An 18680-nucleotide genomic window follows, 5' to 3' on the forward strand; every position below is an offset into this window, starting at 1 on the left:
CATGTCTGACCTCTAAAAAGCCTCGCCGATGGCGGGGCTTTTTGATGCGTTACGCCACGGCCCGCCACTACTAGCCCAAATCGACCAGCACACCATCCCGGGTGGGCACCATGTCGGGCTCGATGGTATCGGCCCCCTGTTCGATCACCAATCGATATGCCTCCAGCGTGTGTTCGGGCCGATAGCCGCTGGCGCCGCGATGGGCGACCAGCTCGAAATCATCGGCACTGAAATCGGCCAGGCGAGCGGTGTCGATATCAAAGGCATCACGGGGGGAAGTGGTGAGAAACGAACGGTTGGGCAAGGGCATGGCACGAATCCTCAACTGATCATGAGAGAAGGACCTGCCAGATGGACAGTGAGCGCGCCGGATGACCGTTGCAAGACGCTGATGTATCTACAGCGTAATAACGGGTAGGAGAAAGGTTGCGATGAGACGGGCCGATTAGCTAAAAGGAGCACCGATAACCAAAAACTATAGGAAACAAAAAACTGAACTCTTACCCTATTAAACTGGCTTGACTGCTATTGCCCTAGCCCTCAAGGAGCTTATAAAGCTAATTCCCTTTTAAATAGAAAAATGCTAATTTAAAAAATTAACAAACAACCGGTGTGCCTTTATGCCACAACAAGTTAACCTTGACGCCTTAATTCCTCGAGAAGACTTTGCTATTAACGAAGGAGGCAGCACTTCTCAATTTGGACAAACTATACAAATAAGGGATTTGGAAGAAGGGTCGTTTTTTTATCCAATTTTAAGAAAACCAGATTTTCAAAGGGAAACTGCCGATTGGACCCCAGATAAAATCTCAAGCTTTATAGAGAGTTATATAAGCGGCGACCTAATACCAGCTATAATATTATGGCAATCAGGAGTTAATATTTTTGTGATCGATGGAGGCCATAGATTAAGCGCTCTAATAGCTTGGGTCAGCGACGATTATGGTGACGGAGATATATCAAGGCAGTTTTTCGAGCATCAAATTTCTGACGAGCAAAAGAAAATAGCTGAAAAAACAAGAAAGGAAGTTTCAAAGAAAATTGGCTCTTATAAAGATTTACAACATGCAGCTAGGTATCCGGACCGAGCAAACCAAGAACATGTAGAAAAAGCAAAAAAACTAGGTTTTACAGCGCTGCAACTGCAGTGGGTCACAGGTGATGCTGAAAAAGCAGAAGAATCTTTTTTCAAAATAAATCAGCATGCTGCTCCTATTGATAAAACCGAACTAAGGTTACTAAACTCGAGACAAAAGCCGAATGCCATAGCCTCTAGAGCTATAATACGAGCAGGTAAAGGGCATAAATACTGGTCTAGCTTTAGCTTAGAAGCTCAAGATACGATCGAAGAACTTTCCAATCATATAAACAATCTCCTTTTTTCGCCTACATTTCAAACCCCTATAAAAACTTTAGACTTACCAGTGGCTGGCAAGGGCTATTCTGCAGGGTCCTTAAACTTGCTGCTTGATCTTATCAATTTGGCCAACAATAAAACTGAATCTCAAGTTAGTAACGATTTAGACGGATCAGAAACAATAAATTTTTTAAAAACCACAAAAAGGATTTTATCTAGAATAACTGGGCAACACCCTTCATCCCTTGGTTTACATCCAATCGTTTACTTTTATAGCGTTTCTGGAAGATATCAACCTACCTCATTTTTAGCAGCCATTGAATTCGTTAAATGGCTTGATCAACATAAAAAACTCAAACAATTCATTTCAGCGAGAGAAGGGTTTGAGAATTTTATGCTTCAATATAAAAGCATACCCAATCAAATAACCAATAAATTTGGGAGTGGAGCTAAAAAGGGCCATAGAAGGCTATTTGAGTTCTATGTAAAACTTTTAAATCTTAAGCTAGAAGGCACTAGCGACACAGATATAGTAGAAAATATATCAAAAGACGATATTTTCGGTTTTTTACAATTTTCTCCGTCTTTCACAAAAACAAACGAGTCTTCTTTTTCAAACAACGTTAAATCTACAGCCTTTATTCAAGAAGCTCTCAAAAACCCCATCAGATGTCAAATCTGTCAAGGATTGATCCACAAAAACTCAACTTCTTTTGATCATATACAGAGAAAAGAAAATGGGGGTACTGGTAGTGCTGAAAATGCACAACTAGCTCACCCATACTGTAACAGCACATATAAAAATTAAATATTCAGTCTTTTTATTTAATACAAACAATTAAAAACCCGAACGAACGGCTGGATAGTATTATCCAGCCTTACCCCCAAAGAATCCCTACCTCCTGAGCTTCTCTCTAACAAATCCCCGATAAGCCCTCAAGCATCTGATTTTTCAGTCTTTATCCGCATTTTCGTTATCTACCTACAAAGAGGTATGCACCTTTGCACACCCCGCCCACCTTGACCTGCATCAAAACCACCAGCCCCTGCCACGCGCACGCTTGGCCCCATAACTGCGCATCCTGCCGGTGGCGGGCAGTCCATGCGCGATCGTCGTGGAGGCCGTGATTATGAGAATTCGCTCACAGGTGGGCATGGTGCTCAACCTCGATAAATGTATCGGGTGTCATACCTGTTCCGTGACCTGCAAGAACGTCTGGACCAGTCGCGAGGGCATGGAGTACGCCTGGTTCAACAACGTCGAGACCAAGCCCGGCATCGGGTACCCAAAGGAGTGGGAGAACCAGCACAAGTGGAAGGGCGGCTGGCTGCGCCGCCGGGACGGCGCGATCGAGCCCCGCATCGGCGGGCGCTTTCGCGTGCTGGCCAAGCTGTTTGCCAACCCGGAGCTGCCGGAAATCGATGACTACTACGAGCCGTTTGATTTCGACTACCAGCACCTGCACCGCGCCGGCGAGGGCAGGCATCAGCCGGTGGCACGGCCGCGCTCTTTGATCAGCGGTCAGCGCATGCAGAAGATCGAGTGGGGGCCGAACTGGGAAGAGATTCTTGGCACCGAGTTTGAAAAGCGCCGCCGCGACAAGAACTTCGATCGCATCCAGGCCGACATTTACGGCGAGTTTGAAAACACCTTCATGATGTATCTGCCCAGGCTCTGCGAGCACTGCCTGAACCCGGCGTGCGTGGCGTCGTGTCCGAGCGGGGCGATCTACAAGCGCGAGGAGGACGGCATCGTTCTGATCGATCAGGATAAGTGCCGCGGCTGGCGCATGTGCGTGTCGGGCTGCCCGTACAAGAAGATTTACTACAACTGGAAAAGCGGTAAATCCGAGAAGTGCATCTTCTGCTATCCGCGTATCGAGTCCGGTCAGCCGACCGTCTGCTCGGAGACCTGCGTGGGCCGCATCCGCTCGCTCGGCGTGCTGCTCTATGACGCCGATCGCATCGAGGAAGTCGCCGCCAGCGCCGATGAGCAGGACCTCTACCACCGCCAGTGCGAAATCTTTCTCGACCCGCATGACCCGGAGGTGATTGCCCAGGCGCGCCGCGACGGGGTGGAAGACAACGTCATCAAGGCCGCGCAGGCCTCACCCGTCTACAAGCTCGCCATCGACTGGCAGCTGGCCCTGCCGCTGCACCCGGAGTATCGCACCCTGCCGATGGTCTGGTACGTGCCGCCGCTGTCGCCAATCCAGTCCGCCTTCGATCAGGGCAACGTGCCAGGCGACGGCGTGCTGCCGGACATCGAATCGCTGCGCATCCCGGTGCGCTATCTGGCCAACCTGCTCACCGCCGGACAGGAAGGGCCTGTCATCCGCGCACTCAAGCGTCTGATGGCGATGCGTCTTTACAAGCGCGCCCAGCAGGTCGAGGGCCGCGAGGCCAGCGAGGTGCTCGAAGCCGTAGGACTGACGAAGGCACAGATCGAGGACATGTATCGCTACCTGGCGCTGGCCGATTTCGAGGACCGCTTCGTGATTCCCTCGACCCACCGCGAACAGGCCCGCGAGGCCTTCCCCGAGCGCGGCGGCTGCGGCTTCACGTTCGGGCAGGGCTGCAACGGCGGCGACAGCGCCGGCAGCCTGTTTGGCGGGCGCCGTCAGACCTCCACGCTGGTGAAACCCGTGGTCTCCCATTACGAGCCGGAAGTGGCGCCTTATGACGCCGAGGAGGATCGCCATGCGTAGTCTGATCGTACTGGCCCGGCTGCTGGATTATCCCACCCGGGACCTGCAGCAGGCCGCCCCCGAAATGACGGCAGTGATCAAGGCCGAGGACCGGCTCACGCCCCTGCGGCGGGAAACGCTGGTGGGCTGGATTCGCCGCGTGGCTCAGGCGGACCTGCTCGATCTGCAGGCCGACTATGTGGCGCTGTTTGACAAGGGCCGGGCGACCTCGCTGCTGCTGTTCGAGCACGTCCACGGCGAATCGCGCGACCGCGGTCAGGCGATGGTCGATCTGCTGGTGCAGTATCGCGAGGCGGGCTTTGAGCTCGATGCCCGGGAGCTGCCCGACTATCTGCCGCTGTTTCTGGAGTATCTCTCAACCCGAACGGAGGCCGAGATTGCCGGCCAGCTCGGCGAGATCGCCCACATTCTGGCGCGCCTGACCGCCCGGCTCGAAGAACGCGAGGCCGATCAGGCGCTGGCCACGGCCACGCTGCTGGCACTGATCGGTGCCGAGGACGAGATTACCGAGCATCAGGAGACAGTGCGCGAGGAGACGCGCGATGACACGCCGGCCGCACTTGATGCGGTGTGGGAAGAGGAAGCCGTGCGCTTCTCCGCAAGCTCGGATCAGGACTGCGCGGTGCAGTCCGCCGCCGGCCAGCGCCGCGCGCAGCAGCGACAGAGCGCGCGCGACGCGGCCCAGCCCGTCCGTATCATCGATCCTGCCTCGGGAGTCACCTCATGATGGACTATACCCATACCCTGTTGTTCGGCTTTTACCCCTATCTTGCCGGCACGGTCTTTCTGCTGGGCAGCCTGCTGCGCTTTGACCATGGCCAGTACACCTGGAAGACCGGCTCGAGCCAGATGCTGACCAAAAAACGCATGCGCGTGGGCAGCAATCTGTTTCACATCGGCATCATCGTGATCTTCTTCGGCCATCTGGTCGGGCTTTTGACCCCGCACTGGGCCTATGAGTGGGCGATCACCCCGGGCAACAAGCAGATCATGGCGATCGTGGTGGGCGGCATTGCCGGGGTGCTGTGTCTGATCGGCGGCATGATCCTGCTTCATCGGCGCCTGTTTGATCCGCGCGTGCGGGCCAGCTCCAGCACCGCCGACATCGTGATTCTAGCGCTATTGATGGTGCAGGTGACGCTGGGGCTTTTCACCATTGTGGCCGCCGTCGATCATCTCGATGGCAGCGTGATGCTGCCGCTGGCCGAGTGGGCACAGTCGATCGTGTTCTTCCGCGCCGGCGCCGCCGGCCATCTGATGGATGTCGGGCTGATCTATAAGCTGCACATTTTTGTAGGCCTGACCATCGTGCTGATTTTCCCCTTCACCCGCCTGGTCCACGCCTGGAGCGCGCCGTTTGGCTATATCGGCCGTCGCTATCAGCTGGTCCGCCGCCGCGCCTGAGGAGATACCGCCATGCAGATGATCGACACGCAAACGCTGCCGGAGGCGCCAACTCTGGCCCTGCCGCCCATCGTTGTTGGTGACACGCCGATCGACCCGACAGAAATTGCCGCCGAGATGCAGTATCACGGCGCCGATTCGCCGGAAAGCGCGCAGCTGGCGGCGGCGCGGGCGCTGGTCATTCGCGAGCTGCTGCGCCAGGAAGTCGCCATGACGCTGGGGCGCGATGTGGCCATGGATGAGCAGGATGCTATGACCACGCTGCTGGATCAGGCCCTGAACACGCCCGAGCCCGATGACGCGGCCTGCGAACGCTTCTTTCAGGCGCATCGCGACCGCTTTTGCACGCCGCCGCGCTATCGCGTGCGCCACATTCTGCTGCCGGCGGCGCCGGACGATCAGGCCGCGCGTGACGAGATGAAAACGCTGGGTGACTCTCTGCTCGGTGAGCTTGCCGAGCATCCGGAGCGCTTTGACGAGTTCGCCCTGCGCCATTCGGCCTGTCCGTCGAAGGAGAGCGGCGGGGCGCTGGGGGAACTGGCACCCGGGCAGACCGTGAAGGAGCTGGATGATGCCCTCAAACACCTGCCCGAGGGGCTGCATGAGCGGCCGCTGGCCTCGCGCTACGGCTGGCATCTGGTGCAGATCGATCAGAAGATCGAGGGCGAGGCACTGCCGCTGGAGACGGTGATCGATCGGGTGCGCCATACCCTGCGCGAGCAGGCCACCCGCCGCGCCCTGCGCCACTATCTGCTGGCACTGGCAGAGGAGATCGGCGTCACCGGTATTACGCTTGATGATGAGGCCGGCGGGGCGCTGATGCAGTAGCTGGCCCGCCGCATCCATCAACAACAGCATCCATCAACAATGCCATCAAACAACAACGCCATCGACCTGAAGGGTCGATGGCGTTGTCATGTCCGGCTCGGCAAGGCGCCTTTAGCCCGGTGTTTGCGGCGGACCGGTTTCCGGCAATGTCGTGTCACCCTCGTTGAGCGGGCGCTGCATGATCACCGCATCGACCCAGCGGCCGAACTTGAAGCCACACGCCTCGATCACGCCCTGATGGGTAAAGCCAAAGCGCCTGTGCAGGGCGATCGAGCCCTGATTGTCACTGTCACCGACCAGCGCAATCATCTGGCGCCAGGGGCCGGCTTCACAGCGCGTGAGCAGCTCGCTCAACAGCGCGCTGCCCACGCCGCGGCCGTGGGCAGCGTGGCTGACGTAGACCGAGTCCTCCAGACAGAAGCGATAGGCGCTGCGCGGATGGAAAAAACCGGCGTAGGCATAGCCCACCACGCGACCATCGAGCGTGGCGACGAAATAGGGCAGGCCCCCCTCACGAATGGCCGCGCAGCGTCGGGTCATCTCTTCAAGCGTTGGCGGCACTTCTTCAAACGAACCCAGCCCGTGGCGGACGTGGTGGTCATAGATGGCGTGGATGGCGGCAAGATCCTGATCCATCACATCGCGTACGGTCACACCACGTCCTGTTACATCGAGCTTTCCAGGCCTGTCACTCATGCGGATACTGTCCCTGCTGATCGTTGAAGGTGGGCGTCACTTTACAATGAACACAACGCAGGCGGCAGTCATCAGCCCCATGGTGACATTGAAGATTCGCCACGCCCGCGGGGTGGTCAGAAAGCGCGCGATCACCATGCCAAAGCCGGCCCACAGCGAGATGCAGGGCAGGGCGACAAGCTCCATGAAGATAGCCAGCCCGAGCGCATTGGCCCAGAGCATGCCCTGGGCGGGCAGAAAGCTGGCCATCAGGGTCAGCCCCATCACCCAGACCTTGGGGTTGACGAACTGAAAGGTGGCCGCCTGCCACAGCGTCAGGGGCCGGGCATCACCTGTCGACTTAAACTGCGGCGGTGGCGCACTGGCGATGCGCCAGGCGAGATAGAGCAGATACAGGGCGCCGGCGATCTGCAGCCACTGCTGAATCAGCGGATAGCGCTGAAAGAGCGTGCCCAGCCCCAGGGCAATCAGCGTAAAGAGCGTCAGCCCGCCCAGCAGAATGCCCATGATGTGGGGCAGGGTGCGGCGAAAGCCGTACATCGCGCCGGAGGCCGTCAGCATGACGTTGTTGGGGCCGGGCGTACCGGTCATGGTGATGGCAAACAGGGTCACGGAGACCCACCAGCTGACGGACATCATGATGGCCCCTCAATCATTGTATGAGTACAATCGTGGAAGCATTACCCGCTTATGGGTAACAATTTGAGCATACGTTTTCCAATGTCACCGTCAACGGATTTATTGTCACCATGACAATATGGATACCCGAGCTTTCTCAGGATGGACCGCGCTATCGCGCTCTGGCCCACGCCATCGAGCGTGCCATCGATGACGGCGAACTCGCCCCCGGCGCCAGGTTGCCCCCCCAACGCCGGCTGGCGGATGCCCTCGGCGTGACGGTCGGCACCGTCACCCGTGCCTATGCGCTGGTGGAGCAGAGCGGTCGGGTCAGCGCTCAGGTCGGCAGCGGCACTTACGTCAAGACTGAACAGACCGCCGAAGGATTTTCGCGGGTCATCGGTACCCCGCACGAGGGGCTGGTGGATCTGGGCATGTCCCTGCCGCCGCCGCATCCGGAGCGTCAGGCCATCCTGGGGCGCCTCCTGAGTGAGATCAGCGCGGACCCCGCCGCACTTGAGCAGGCCATCGACTATCCGCTTGATGACACCATGGCAACGCATCGCCAGCGCTACGCCGACTGGCTGGTTCATCAGGGGCTGACCGTCGACCCGGATGAGCTCCTGATTACCCAGGGCGGCATGAACGGCATTACGCTGGCGCTGTCGGCGCTGCTCTCACCCAATGATCGTCTGGCCGCCGAGGCGCTGAGCTATCCGGGCGTGATCAGTGCCGCGCGCCAGCAGTCGCTGAAAATGATCGCGGTGCCCTTTGATGACGAGGGCATCGATGTGGCGGCGCTGGCAGTGCGCCATGAGCGCACGCCCTTCAAGGCGCTCTATGTGATGCCCGAGCATCACAATCCCACCACCGTGCAGCTGTCTGAAAAGCGCCGCGGGGCGCTGGTGGCGCTGGCCCGCGAGCGCGATTTCTGGCTGATCGAGGATGCGGTCATGCACCTGCCGCAGGAGGCGCGCGGTACGCCGCTGTATCAGCTGGCCCCGGAGCGTACGATATTTGTGTTTTCGGTGGCCAAGATTCTGGGCGGCGGCCTGCGCTCGGGGGTGATGCGCGCCCCCACAGCGCTGCTGGAGCGGCTGCGCATCAGTCTGCGCAATCAGTGCTGGGCACCGCCGGCGCTGATGGCCGAGATCGCCGGGCGCTGGCTGGCCAGTGGTGAGGCCGATCGGCTACTGTCGTGGCAGTTCGAGGAGCTCAAGGTTCGCCAGGCGATGGTGAGCGAGGCGCTGGCCGGGTTTGACGTGCATATGCGCTGCGGCGGCTTTTATGCCTGGCTGGTGCTGCCCGGGGAGCACCGCGCCGCAATGCTGGTCGAAACGCTGGAACACAAGGGCGTGCGCGTGGCCCCGGCCGAGGCCTTTTGTGTCGGCAGCACCGCTGCACCGCAGGCGATACGGATCTGTCTGAGCGCGGCGCCGGATCGCTCGGCACTGGCACGGGCGCTGGAGGTCATCGTTGAGGCCCTGTCACACAACATGCCGCCGCGCTGGCAGACGGTCTGATAAAAGAGGCATCGATGCCGGTCACTATGCCGTTTGATGCCCGGCGACAAGGGGGTCTTCATCCCGGTTGCCCCGAGCTGCCAATATAAGGCACATCACGACGTCGGTACGGAGAGAACACCATGCGTTACGAGCTCTATTACTGGCCGGAGATCCCCGGCCGGGGCGAATTCATTCGTCTGGCACTGGAAGCCGGTGGGGCCGACTATATTGATGTGGGCAACAGCACCGAGCCCGGCTACGGCGTCGAGGCCGTCACTCAATGGCTTGATGGCAGCATGACCGACTATCCGCCCCTGGCGCCGCCCTTTTTAAAGGCGGGCAAGGAAGTGATCTCGCATGTGGCCAATATCCTGTTGTACCTGGCGCCACGGCTCAAGCTGATCAACGATGACAAGGTCTATCAGTACTGGGCCCACAGCCTGCAGCTGACCATCACCGACTTTGTTGCCGAGGCCCACGATGTACACCATCCGCTCGGGCCGGAGCTTTATTTCGAGGATCAGCAGGCCGAGGCCGTTCGCCGGGCGCGCAATTTCATCGACAACCGCCTGCCGAAGTTTTTCCACTATTTCGAGCGCATCATCGATAAAAATCCCGACAGCCCGGTGTATCTGGTCGGCAAACGTCTCTCCTATGTCGACCTGTCGCTCTTTCACATGGTGCAGGGTCTACGCTACGCCTTCCCGAAAACCATGGCCGCGCTGGAATCCGAAATCCCGAAGGTCATTGACCTGCACGATCATGTGCTGGAGCTGCCCCTGATCAGCGAATATCTCGCCTCCGAGCGCCGGCTGCCGTTTTCCGAACAGGGGCTTTTCCGTCACTATTCAATCCTTGATCAATAAAAGACTTGATGCTCTGGTGGCGAGGCACGCATTCCTCGCCCAGGCTTGAGAGACGACAGGGCGACGTTGGAGAACGCAAAATGAATCTTTACATCTATGATCACTGCCCGTTTTGTGTGAAGGCACGCATGATTTTTGGCCTGCGCGATGTGCCGGTCACCCTGCAGACACTGCTCAACGATGACGCCGAGACGCCCATGCGGCTGGTCGGCGACAAGAAGGTGCCGATTCTCGAATTCGAGGATGGCTATACCCTGGACGAGAGTCTGGAGATAGTGAAGTGCATCGATAACGAAGCCGAAGGCGTGAAGGTCATGGAGGGCCCGCGCAACCCGGAGGTCGAGCGCTGGGTGAAGGCAAGCAGCGAAACGGTCGGCAGGCTGTTCATCCCGCGCGCACCCCGGGCGCCGCTGGGTGAATTTGCCACGATGGATGCCGTCGAGCACTTCACGAACAACAAAAAGGCGGTATTTGGTCGCTTTGACACCCTGCTCGAGCAGACGCCCGAGCTGCTGGTGGAGGTGACGCAGTGGCTCAATGAGCTTGACGCGCTGATCCAGTCGCCGGAGGCCGTCAATGGCGTGCTGTCGATGGATGACATCGAACTCTTTCCGGTGCTGCGTCAGCTGTCACTGGTGGAAGGCGTGAAATATCCCGAGCGGGTTGAAGCCTACCGGCAGGCGATGTCACAGCTGGCCGATGTCCCCCTGCATGACGAGATTGCCGTGGCGGCCTGAGCGCGATGGCGCCGGCACAATATATAGGGGGCACAATATATAGGGTCACCGAAATCTGCAGGGCTGTGCCATAATGGCGCGCCTTGCAGCCATTCATTCGGACCGCTTTCATGTCTCAGGGCACGCTCTATATCGTTTCCGCTCCGTCGGGCGCCGGCAAGACCAGCCTGGTGCGCGAGCTCATCGCCGCCACCGACGGCATTGGCGTTTCGGTCTCTCATACGACCCGCCAGAAGCGCGCCGGCGAAACCGATGGCATCAACTACCATTTCGTGGACGAGCCCACCTTCGAGGCGATGATCCAGCGGGGTGAGTTCTTTGAGCACGCCTGGGTCTTTGATCGTCACTACGGCACCTCGCGTCTGGAAGTGGAAAAGCGCCTGTCCCGCGGCGAGGATGTCATCCTTGAGATCGACTGGCAGGGCGCTCGTCAGGTGCGCAGCCAGATGCCGCAGGCAGTGTCGATCTTCATCCTGCCGCCCTCACGCGAAGCGCTGCGCGAACGCCTTTCCAACCGCGGTCAGGATGACGCCGCCACCATCGATCGTCGCATGCGTGACGCCGTCAGCGAGATGTCGCATTTCAACGAGTATGACTATCTGATCATCAATGATGATTTCGCCACCGCCGTGAGCGAACTCAAGGGACTGATCAGTGCCGAACGTCTTCGATTGGCGCGGGTACAGGCGGCAAACCAGGCGCTGATTGGTGAGCTCTTGTCAGAAGTGGAAGGGCTCCGGTAGACTCGGTTCCCCCTTCCGAACACGATTAACGCCTGGCACATGACACGCCGGGCGCCTTCACTCAGATCACACGCATTCAGGAGCCAGCATCATGGCACGAGTAACGGTTGAAGATTGTCTCCAATTCATGGATAACCGCTTTCAGCTGGTCATGGTCGCGACCCATCGCGCCCGTCAGCTGGCCCGCGGATCGCGCAATGCCGAACTCCCCTGGGAAAATGACAAGAGCACCGTCATGGCCCTGCGCGAAATCGCGGCGCAAAAGGTCGATCGCACCGTGCTCAACGAGCCGCTGGAAGCCATGGTCCCCCAGCGCCCGCGCTACGAACCTGAAAGCGAATAAGCCCATTGCCCATACGCTGACCTGCCATGTTCACGATCGATGATCTCTCCGACCGCCTGGACGGCTACCTGACCGTCGATGAGATCGCGCAGGTCAGACGCGCCTTCTATTACGCCGAACAGGCCCACGACGGCCAGCATCGCCGCTCCGGCGAGCCCTATGTGACCCACCCGCTGGCCGTGGCCAACATCCTTGCCAACATGCACATGGACTATCAAAGCCTGATGGCGGCGATGCTTCATGACGTGATCGAGGATACCGGCATCACCAAGGAGGCACTGTCGCGCCAGTTCGGTGAAGAGGTGGCAGAGCTGGTCGACGGGGTCTCGAAGCTGACCCAGATCACCTTCGAGGACAAGGCCGTCGCCCAGGCGGAGAACTTCCAGAAGATGGTACTGGCGATGTCACGCGATATTCGCGTCATCATTGTCAAGCTGGCGGATCGTCTGCACAACATGCGCACCCTGGGTGCCCTGCGCCCGGACAAGAAGCGCCGCATTGCGCGTGAAACGCTGGAGATATACTCCCGCATTGCCGGACGCCTTGGCATCAACACCATTCGGGTCGAACTCGAGGATCTCTCCTTTCAGGCGATTCACCCGATGCGCGCCGAGCGCATTCAGCGCGCGGTGGTCAAGGCACGCGGCAACCGTCGCTCGATGGTGCGCCACGTTCAGAGCACCCTGCAGAGCACACTAGATGGCGACGAGCTGCCCGGCACGGTCATGGGGCGCCAGAAGCATCTGCTGTCGATCTATCGCAAGATGCGCGATCAGCGAAAGCCCTTCAACGAGTTGATGGACGTGTTCGGCTTTCGCATCGTCACCGACCGGGTCGATACCTGCTATCGCATCCTGGGCGCGGTGCACAATCTCTACAAGCCGGTACCGGGGCGCTTCAAGGACTACATCGCCATTCCCAAGGCCAACGGCTACCAGAGCCTGCATACCACGCTCTTTGGCCCCAACGGCATCCCCATCGAGGTGCAGATCCGCACCCGCGAGATGGAGGCGATGGCCAACAACGGCATTGCCGCCCACTGGCTCTACAAGGCCGGCCAGACCGACCGACCGATCGCCATGGGCAGCCACGCCCGCGCCCGCGAATGGGTGCGCGGCCTGCTGGAAATGCAGCGCCATGCCGGCAACTCGCTCGAGTTCATCGAACACGTCAAAAACGACCTGTTCCCTGATGATGCCTACGTGTTCACCCCCAAGGGCGACATCATGGAACTGCCGCGCGGGGCCACCGCCATCGATTTTGCCTACGCGGTGCACACCGATATCGGCAACAGCTGCATCGCCTGTCGCATCGACCGCCATCTGGCCCCGCTGTCATCGCGTCTTGAAAGCGGCCAGACCGTCGAGATCATTACCGCACCGGGGGCCCAGCCCAACCTGGCATGGCTATCGTTCACGATTACCGCCAAGGCCCGCTCGGCGGTGCGTCATGCCCTCAAGCATCAGCAGCGCAACGACTCGGTAGCGCTGGGCCGTCGTCTGCTCAATCAGGCCCTTTCCTCGTTCAACCTGACGCTGGAGACACTGTCACAGACCCCTCTTGATGCGCTGCTCGAGGCGCTGACGCTGAAGTCACTGGATGATCTGCTTGAGGAGATCGGGCTGGGCAGCCGCGTGGCCTACAGCGTGGCGCGGCGTCTGGTCGACAGCGAGCCCGAACGGATTCAGGCCCACAGCGACAACCAGCAGGGCGCCATGGCCATCAGCGGCGCCCGCAACATGGTGATCAGCTTTGCCCGCTGCTGCTATCCGCTGCCGGGCGACACCATCGTTGGCAATCTCAGTGCCGGTCGCGGCATTGTGGTGCACCGCAGCGAGTGCGGTAATCTGGAAGACTGCCGCGAGGATCCCGAGAAGTGCTTTCCGCTGCAGTGGTCCGAGACCGTGGAGGATGACTTCCCGGTGGGCCTGCGCCTTGAGATTGAAACGCGCCGAGGGCTGGTGGCCGAGCTTGCCAGTCTGATCAACGACGCCGAAGCCAATATCGAGCGCATCAATATCGAGGAACGTGATGAGCGTCTGTCGATCGTTCACCTGACCCTTGCCGTGCGTAACCGCGTCCATCTGGCGCGAATCATCAAGCGTATTCGCAATCTGGCCTATGTGGGTCGCGTCTCGCGTACCGGCAGCTGACAATCCGACGCATCATCGCCTTTTGACTTTTGAAGAGTGCTTTCAACAACAACGCAGGGAGTGTTCATGAGCAATCGTGCCGCCATTCATACCGACCGGGCCCCGAAGGCCATCGGCCCTTATTCACAGGCCGTCAAGGCCGGCAATACCGTTTACCTGTCCGGTCAGATTCCACTCGACCCGGACACCATGGAGATGGTGAGCGAGGATATCGAAGCGCAGGCACACCAGGTCTTCAGGAACATGAAAGCCGTGTGTGAAGAAGCCGCCGGCACGCTGGCCGATATCGTCAAGCTCAACCTCTACCTGACGGATCTATCGCACTTTGCGCGCGTCAACGCGGTCATGGAGCAGTATTTCCAGCCGCCCTACCCGGCTCGTGCCGCGGTGGGCGTGAAGGAGCTGCCCAAAGGCAGCCAGTTTGAAGCCGAAGGCATCATGGTGCTGGGCGACTGAAGTACCGAGGTTGTTGTCGGTGCCATCAATGAAGGGGGGCGATGATTGGTAACATCGCCCCCTTTCCTGTGATCGGTCCTGCGCCAGACAGCGCGTACGGCGTCAGGCCTGCTCGCTGACCTTGATGCCTGCCGCCTTGAGCACCTGGGCGTAGCCCTCACGAAAGGTCGGATACTGGAACTGATAACCGGCCTCGACCAGCCGACGGCTGTCGCAGCGCTTGCTGGCGCGCCGGCGCAGCGGTGACTGGATGGTGCTGCTGGGCTCGACGTTGAGTCGGGCGGCCAGCCACATCATCACATCATGCAGCGGCGTGGACTCGGTATCGCTGCCCAGATAGACCGGCTCGAGCGGTTCATTGTTCATGGCGCGCTCAATGAGAAAGTCCAGTACACCGGCACAGTCATCGCGATGGATACGGTTGGAATACATCGGCGGGCTCTTGGGTGCAATGCGGCCTTCCTGCACCTGACCGATCAGGCGCTCGCGCCCCGGACCATAGATGCCCGAAAAGCGCACGGACGTGCCCGGCAGGGCGCTGGCGGCCAGACGCTGCTCGGCTTCGACCAAAAGACGCCCGGAGAAGCTTTTGGGGTCGAGTTCGCTGTCTTCATCGACCGTTTCGCCCTCCTGCTGCCCGTAAACCGAGGTCGAGGAGACGAAGATGACGTGCTTCGGGGGCTGCGCCCGCTGCTCGAAGTCATTGAGTATTCGATCAAGCCCATCCACGTAGGCGGCCTGATAGGCACTCTCTTCGAAGCGGTCAGCGCTGAGCGCATAGACTACAATGTCGGCATCAGGCAGCGCTTCGAGCGCGGATTCATCGTTGATGTCCATCGATAATGGCTCAATGCCATACGACTGGAGTCCGGCCGCATGACGACGTACGCCGATCACACGGTACCCCTGTTCGAGCTTGCGCTGGCCCAGTGCGGTACCGACATCGCCGCACCCAAGGATGAGAATTGTTTTATTCACCCGCTAAGCTCCTTGCTTGATAGGGCCGATAAGGTTTGACTACAAGGCCCTGATTGAACGGTCGCTTCATGCGACAACTCCCTGTCCACGTGCTGGCTCGGTCTGCTACATGACTCTAACAGAACTTCGTTACATCGTAACCTTGGCCCAGGAGCGTCATTTCGGACGCGCCGCCGAGCGTTGCTTCGTCTCCCAGCCGACCCTGTCGGTGGCGGTCAAGAAACTGGAGGAAGAACTGGGCGTGGCGCTGTTCGAGCGCAGCAAGTCCACCGTCCAGGTGACCCCGCTGGGCGAAAGGATCGTCGAGCAGGCCAGTCGCGTGCTCGAACAGGCCGGCGCGATCAAGGAGCTGGCCAATGAAGGCAAGGATCAGCTCTCAAGCCCCTTGCGGGTCGGTGCCATTCATACCATCGGGCCCTATCTCTTCCCGCATCTGATCCCCAGACTCTCCGAGGAAGCGCCGCAGATGCCGCTTTACATCGAGGAGAACCTGACCGGCGAGCTGCGGCGCAAGCTGCGCTCCGGCGAGCTGGACGTGATTATCGTGGCGCTGCCCTTTGCCGAGCCCGATGTTCTGACCAAATCGCTCTATGACGAGCCCTTTGAAGTACTGCTGCCGGCCGGTCATGCCTGGCTCTCGCGCAAGGAGATCGACCGGGACGTATTGTACGACGAGAAGATGCTGATGCTGGGCGAGGGCCACTGCTTTCGTGATCAGGTCCTCGAGGCGTGTCCGACCATCAAAAATCACGTGCATCAGCCCGGCAACACCCTGATTGCCGAGGGCGGCTCGCTGGAAACCATTCGCCACATGGTCGCCTCCGGGCTCGGCATCACCGTGGTCCCCCAGTCCGCCACCGGCAGCGTGCATTATGCCAGCGGTCTGCTGGAAACGCGTCCGTTCAGGGACCCGGCGCCGTATCGCACCGTGGCGCTGGCCTGGCGGGCCAGCTTCCCGCGCCCCAAGGCGATCGACTCGATTACGCGCGCCATCAAGGCCTGCCACAAGGCGATCAATCCGGAATGAGTGCCGCCTTGCACGCCAGGGTCAGCGGCGCGACGGATCTGAACACGCTCAAGGGCGTGGGGCCGGCGATGCGCGAGCGCCTGGAACGCCTCGGGCTGCAGGTGGCAGAAGATCTGCTCTTTCATCTGCCGCTGCGCTATCAGGACCGCACTCGGGTCACCCCGATTGCAGCCCTCAAGGCCGGCAGCGAGGCGGTGGTGGAAGGCGAGGTGACGGCTTCTGACGTGATCCAGGGCCGCAAGCGCAGCCTGCTGGTCCGCCTGCGTGACGGGTCAGGGATCATGTCGCTGCGTTTTTTCCACTTCTCCCAGGCTCAGGTCGGGCAGTTTGCCCGTGGCACTCGGATACGCCTGTTTGGCGAGGCGCGCTCCGGCAGTACCGGCCTTGAGATGTATCACCCCGAGTATCGGCTTTTAAAGGACGAGCCTCAGGAGGTGGAAGAGACCCTCACGCCAATCTATCCGACCACGGAAGGACTGGCCCAGCCGCGCCTGCGCGCCCTGATTCGTCAGGCCTTTGAGCATCTTGATCAGGGCAGCCTCACGCTGGAGGAGCTGATTCCCGACGCCATCCGGACCCGCTTTCGATTGCCGGCGCTGCGCGAATCGCTGGATTACCTGCATTTTCCGCCGCCGGATGCCCCGCTGGAGACGCTGGCCGATGGCCATCATCCCACTCAGCGCCGGCTGGCGCTCGAGGAGCTGCTCGCCCACCAGCTGAGCCTGTATCGCATTCGCCTGCGCATTCAGGACGATGCTGCCCCGGCATTGCCCGCCAGCGGCGGGCTGGCCACCCGGTTTCTGACCCAGCTGCCATTTTCGCTGACCGGCGCCCAGCGCCGGGTATTAAGCGAGATCAGCGCCGATATCAGTCAGGCCACGCCCATGCTGCGGCTGGTGCAGGGCGATGTCGGCTCCGGCAAGACGGTGGTGGCTGCCATGGCGATGCTCCAGGCCGTGGCCGGCGGCTATCAGGCCGCGCTCATGGCGCCGACCGAACTGCTGGCCGAGCAGCACTACAAGAGTCTCAAGCGCTGGTTCGAGCCGCTGGGCATCGAGGTAGCGTGGCTTTCCGGCAAGCTCAAGGGCAAGGCAAGGCTGGAAGCCAAGGCGATGATCAGTGAAGGGCGTGCCCGGGTCGTGGCCGGCACCCACGCACTCTTTCAGGACGATGTGCATTTTCAACGCCTGGGCCTGGCCGTGATCGATGAGCAGCATCGCTTTGGCGTGCATCAGCGCCTCGCCCTGCGTCAAAAGGGTGAGGTCAGCACGGACGGGCGCAGCAGCGGCACCACCCCGCATCAGCTGATCATGACCGCCACGCCCATTCCCCGAACGCTGGCGATGAGCGCCTACGCCGATCTGGACGTCTCGGTGATTGATGAGCTGCCGCCCGGGCGCACGCCGGTCAGGACCGTGGCGGTATCGGACGAGCGCCGCGGCGAGGTGACCGAACGCATTCGCAACGCCTGCATGGCCGGTCGCCAGGCCTACTGGGTCTGCACCCTGATCGAGGAGTCCGAAGCGCTGACCTGTCAGGCTGCCGAGGTCACCCGCGACACCCTGACCGAAGCGCTGCCGGAGTTTCAGGTCGGCCTGGTCCACGGGCGCATGAAGGCCGCCGAGAAGGCCGAGGTGATGAACGCCTTTCGTGACGGCGAGCTGGACCTGCTGGTGGCCACCACGGTCATCGAGGTGGGGGTGGATGTCCCCAATGCCAGTCTGATGATCATCGAAAACCCCGAGCGTCTGGGGCTGGCCCAGCTGCACCAGCTCAGAGGCCGGGTCGGACGCGGCAGGGTCGAGAGCTTCTGTGTGCTGCTCTACCATCCTCCGCTGTCGGACACCTCCCGCGAGCGCCTGGCCGTGCTGCGCGAATCCAATGACGGCTTTCGCATCGCCGAACGGGATCTGGAGCTGCGCGGGCCCGGCGAGGTGCTCGGCACCCGGCAGACCGGTCTGGTCGGCATGAAGATTGCCGATCTCACCCGGGATCGTGACCTGCTGGAGCCGGTGCGCAGCCTGACCCGCGCCATGCTCGATCAGGCGCCCGAGGCGGTCGAGCCCCTGATCCGCCGCTGGCTGGGTGATGCTGTCGGCCAGTACGGTCAGGTGTAGGTCAGGCTGCCTTCTGCAACCGAGTAGCCTGTTTTCGCCAGGGCTGCCCTATCACGCCAACAGAATGAGACACTAGGAAAAATCCAACTCTGCTTTCCAGTAGGCGAATTCTGCCTGCTGGCAGTTGACGATATTCAGGTAAAT

18 protein-coding genes are annotated in these 18680 nt (G+C 60.1%); 14 read left to right on the forward strand and 4 right to left on the reverse strand.

All coding sequences use genetic code 11. The features are described from left to right. Nucleotides 1-70: 70 nt before the first annotated feature. A complete protein-coding gene (locus tag Q0931_RS04060; RefSeq protein WP_299257547.1) occupies nt 71-310 on the reverse strand; it encodes a glycerophosphodiester phosphodiesterase family protein in 240 nt (79 codons plus the stop codon). A 310-nt stretch (nt 311-620) separates the two neighbouring features. Between Q0931_RS04060 and Q0931_RS04065 the strand changes: the two genes are divergently transcribed. The 5 genes from Q0931_RS04065 (at nt 621) to Q0931_RS04085 (ending at nt 6297) form a co-directional block, all read left to right on the forward strand. Then, complete coding sequence (locus Q0931_RS04065) at nt 621-2165, forward strand: DUF262 domain-containing protein (protein ID WP_299257549.1); 1545 nt, start codon at nt 621-623, stop codon at nt 2163-2165. Nucleotides 2166-2487: 322 nt separating this feature from the next. Beyond that, a complete protein-coding gene (narH, locus tag Q0931_RS04070) occupies nt 2488-4065 on the forward strand; it encodes a nitrate reductase subunit beta (RefSeq protein ID WP_299257551.1) in 1578 nt (525 codons plus the stop codon). Beyond that, nucleotides 4058-4792, forward strand: a complete 735-nt coding sequence (gene narJ, locus Q0931_RS04075; RefSeq protein WP_299257553.1) for a nitrate reductase molybdenum cofactor assembly chaperone — start codon at nt 4058-4060, stop codon at nt 4790-4792. Before narH ends, narJ begins: the two co-directional genes overlap by 8 nt. Then, nucleotides 4792-5469 (forward strand): respiratory nitrate reductase subunit gamma, encoded by a 678-nt coding sequence (narI, locus tag Q0931_RS04080; RefSeq protein ID WP_299258184.1) that lies wholly within the window; start codon nt 4792-4794, stop codon nt 5467-5469. Before narJ ends, narI begins: the two co-directional genes overlap by 1 nt. 12 nt (nt 5470-5481) lie before the next feature. Next, complete coding sequence (locus Q0931_RS04085) at nt 5482-6297, forward strand: peptidylprolyl isomerase (protein ID WP_299257555.1); 816 nt, start codon at nt 5482-5484, stop codon at nt 6295-6297. 111 nt (nt 6298-6408) lie between these two features. Here the strand turns inward: Q0931_RS04085 and Q0931_RS04090 are convergent, their stop codons facing one another. Continuing rightward, the gene (locus Q0931_RS04090) at nt 6409-6993 is read right to left on the reverse strand and encodes a GNAT family N-acetyltransferase (protein ID WP_299257557.1); all 585 of its coding nucleotides are present in this window, start codon (nt 6991-6993) and stop codon (nt 6409-6411) included. A 36-nt stretch (nt 6994-7029) separates the two neighbouring features. Beyond that, a complete protein-coding gene (locus Q0931_RS04095) occupies nt 7030-7632 on the reverse strand; it encodes a LysE family translocator (protein WP_299257559.1) in 603 nt (200 codons plus the stop codon). Between the two features lie 110 nt (nt 7633-7742). Between Q0931_RS04095 and Q0931_RS04100 the strand changes: the two genes are divergently transcribed. From Q0931_RS04100 to Q0931_RS04130, 7 genes are all read left to right on the forward strand, one after another. Continuing rightward, nucleotides 7743-9134: a PLP-dependent aminotransferase family protein gene (locus tag Q0931_RS04100; protein ID WP_299257561.1), complete on the forward strand. Its 1392-nt coding sequence runs from the start codon at nt 7743-7745 to the stop codon at nt 9132-9134. 122 nt (nt 9135-9256) lie between these two features. Continuing rightward, entirely contained in the window at nt 9257-9982 is a 726-nt protein-coding gene (locus Q0931_RS04105; RefSeq protein WP_299257563.1) for a glutathione S-transferase, read from the forward strand. A gap of 80 nt (nt 9983-10062) precedes the next feature. Beyond that, complete coding sequence (grxB, locus tag Q0931_RS04110) at nt 10063-10719, forward strand: glutaredoxin 2 (RefSeq protein WP_299257564.1); 657 nt, start codon at nt 10063-10065, stop codon at nt 10717-10719. A gap of 110 nt (nt 10720-10829) precedes the next feature. Continuing rightward, on the forward strand, nt 10830-11462 hold the full coding sequence (gene gmk / locus Q0931_RS04115; RefSeq protein WP_299257567.1) for a guanylate kinase: 633 nt from the start codon (nt 10830-10832) through the stop codon (nt 11460-11462). Between the two features lie 91 nt (nt 11463-11553). Next, a complete protein-coding gene (rpoZ, locus tag Q0931_RS04120) occupies nt 11554-11805 on the forward strand; it encodes a DNA-directed RNA polymerase subunit omega (protein ID WP_299257569.1) in 252 nt (83 codons plus the stop codon). A 26-nt stretch (nt 11806-11831) separates the two neighbouring features. Beyond that, the gene (locus tag Q0931_RS04125; protein WP_299257571.1) at nt 11832-13958 is read left to right on the forward strand and encodes a RelA/SpoT family protein; all 2127 of its coding nucleotides are present in this window, start codon (nt 11832-11834) and stop codon (nt 13956-13958) included. Nucleotides 13959-14024: 66 nt separating this feature from the next. Continuing rightward, nucleotides 14025-14414 (forward strand): RidA family protein, encoded by a 390-nt coding sequence (locus tag Q0931_RS04130; RefSeq protein ID WP_299257573.1) that lies wholly within the window; start codon nt 14025-14027, stop codon nt 14412-14414. A gap of 102 nt (nt 14415-14516) precedes the next feature. Here the strand turns inward: Q0931_RS04130 and Q0931_RS04135 are convergent, their stop codons facing one another. Continuing rightward, entirely contained in the window at nt 14517-15392 is an 876-nt protein-coding gene (locus Q0931_RS04135) for an SDR family oxidoreductase (protein ID WP_299257575.1), read from the reverse strand. Nucleotides 15393-15501: 109 nt separating this feature from the next. Here Q0931_RS04135 and Q0931_RS04140 point away from each other — a divergent pair, with 109 nt between their 5' ends. Together Q0931_RS04140 and recG are read left to right on the forward strand one after the other, a co-directional pair. Continuing rightward, complete coding sequence (locus Q0931_RS04140) at nt 15502-16419, forward strand: hydrogen peroxide-inducible genes activator (RefSeq protein WP_299257577.1); 918 nt, start codon at nt 15502-15504, stop codon at nt 16417-16419. After that, nucleotides 16416-18536 (forward strand): ATP-dependent DNA helicase RecG, encoded by a 2121-nt coding sequence (gene recG, locus Q0931_RS04145; protein WP_299257579.1) that lies wholly within the window; start codon nt 16416-16418, stop codon nt 18534-18536. Before Q0931_RS04140 ends, recG begins: the two co-directional genes overlap by 4 nt. Nucleotides 18537-18680: the final 144 nt, after the last annotated feature.

This window comes from uncultured Kushneria sp., assembly GCF_947497025.1.
Lineage (GTDB): Bacteria > Pseudomonadota > Gammaproteobacteria > Pseudomonadales > Halomonadaceae > Kushneria.

What these genes read in the sequence shown, in the direction of transcription:
- Q0931_RS04060 (WP_299257547.1), bottom strand. Translation starts at nt 310, where the DNA reads ATGCCCTTGCCCAACCGTTCGTTTCTCACCACTTCCCCCCGTGATGCC.
- Q0931_RS04065 (WP_299257549.1), top strand. Translation starts at nt 621, where the DNA reads ATGCCACAACAAGTTAACCTTGACGCCTTAATTCCTCGAGAAGACTTT.
- narH (WP_299257551.1), top strand. Translation starts at nt 2,488, where the DNA reads ATGAGAATTCGCTCACAGGTGGGCATGGTGCTCAACCTCGATAAATGT.
- narJ (WP_299257553.1), top strand. Translation starts at nt 4,058, where the DNA reads ATGCGTAGTCTGATCGTACTGGCCCGGCTGCTGGATTATCCCACCCGG.
- narI (WP_299258184.1), top strand. Translation starts at nt 4,792, where the DNA reads ATGGACTATACCCATACCCTGTTGTTCGGCTTTTACCCCTATCTTGCC.
- Q0931_RS04085 (WP_299257555.1), top strand. Translation starts at nt 5,482, where the DNA reads ATGCAGATGATCGACACGCAAACGCTGCCGGAGGCGCCAACTCTGGCC.
- Q0931_RS04090 (WP_299257557.1), bottom strand. Translation starts at nt 6,993, where the DNA reads ATGAGTGACAGGCCTGGAAAGCTCGATGTAACAGGACGTGGTGTGACC.
- Q0931_RS04095 (WP_299257559.1), bottom strand. Translation starts at nt 7,632, where the DNA reads ATGATGTCCGTCAGCTGGTGGGTCTCCGTGACCCTGTTTGCCATCACC.
- Q0931_RS04100 (WP_299257561.1), top strand. Translation starts at nt 7,743, where the DNA reads ATGACAATATGGATACCCGAGCTTTCTCAGGATGGACCGCGCTATCGC.
- Q0931_RS04105 (WP_299257563.1), top strand. Translation starts at nt 9,257, where the DNA reads ATGCGTTACGAGCTCTATTACTGGCCGGAGATCCCCGGCCGGGGCGAA.
- grxB (WP_299257564.1), top strand. Translation starts at nt 10,063, where the DNA reads ATGAATCTTTACATCTATGATCACTGCCCGTTTTGTGTGAAGGCACGC.
- gmk (WP_299257567.1), top strand. Translation starts at nt 10,830, where the DNA reads ATGTCTCAGGGCACGCTCTATATCGTTTCCGCTCCGTCGGGCGCCGGC.
- rpoZ (WP_299257569.1), top strand. Translation starts at nt 11,554, where the DNA reads ATGGCACGAGTAACGGTTGAAGATTGTCTCCAATTCATGGATAACCGC.
- Q0931_RS04125 (WP_299257571.1), top strand. Translation starts at nt 11,832, where the DNA reads ATGTTCACGATCGATGATCTCTCCGACCGCCTGGACGGCTACCTGACC.
- Q0931_RS04130 (WP_299257573.1), top strand. Translation starts at nt 14,025, where the DNA reads ATGAGCAATCGTGCCGCCATTCATACCGACCGGGCCCCGAAGGCCATC.
- Q0931_RS04140 (WP_299257577.1), top strand. Translation starts at nt 15,502, where the DNA reads ATGACTCTAACAGAACTTCGTTACATCGTAACCTTGGCCCAGGAGCGT.
- recG (WP_299257579.1), top strand. Translation starts at nt 16,416, where the DNA reads ATGAGTGCCGCCTTGCACGCCAGGGTCAGCGGCGCGACGGATCTGAAC.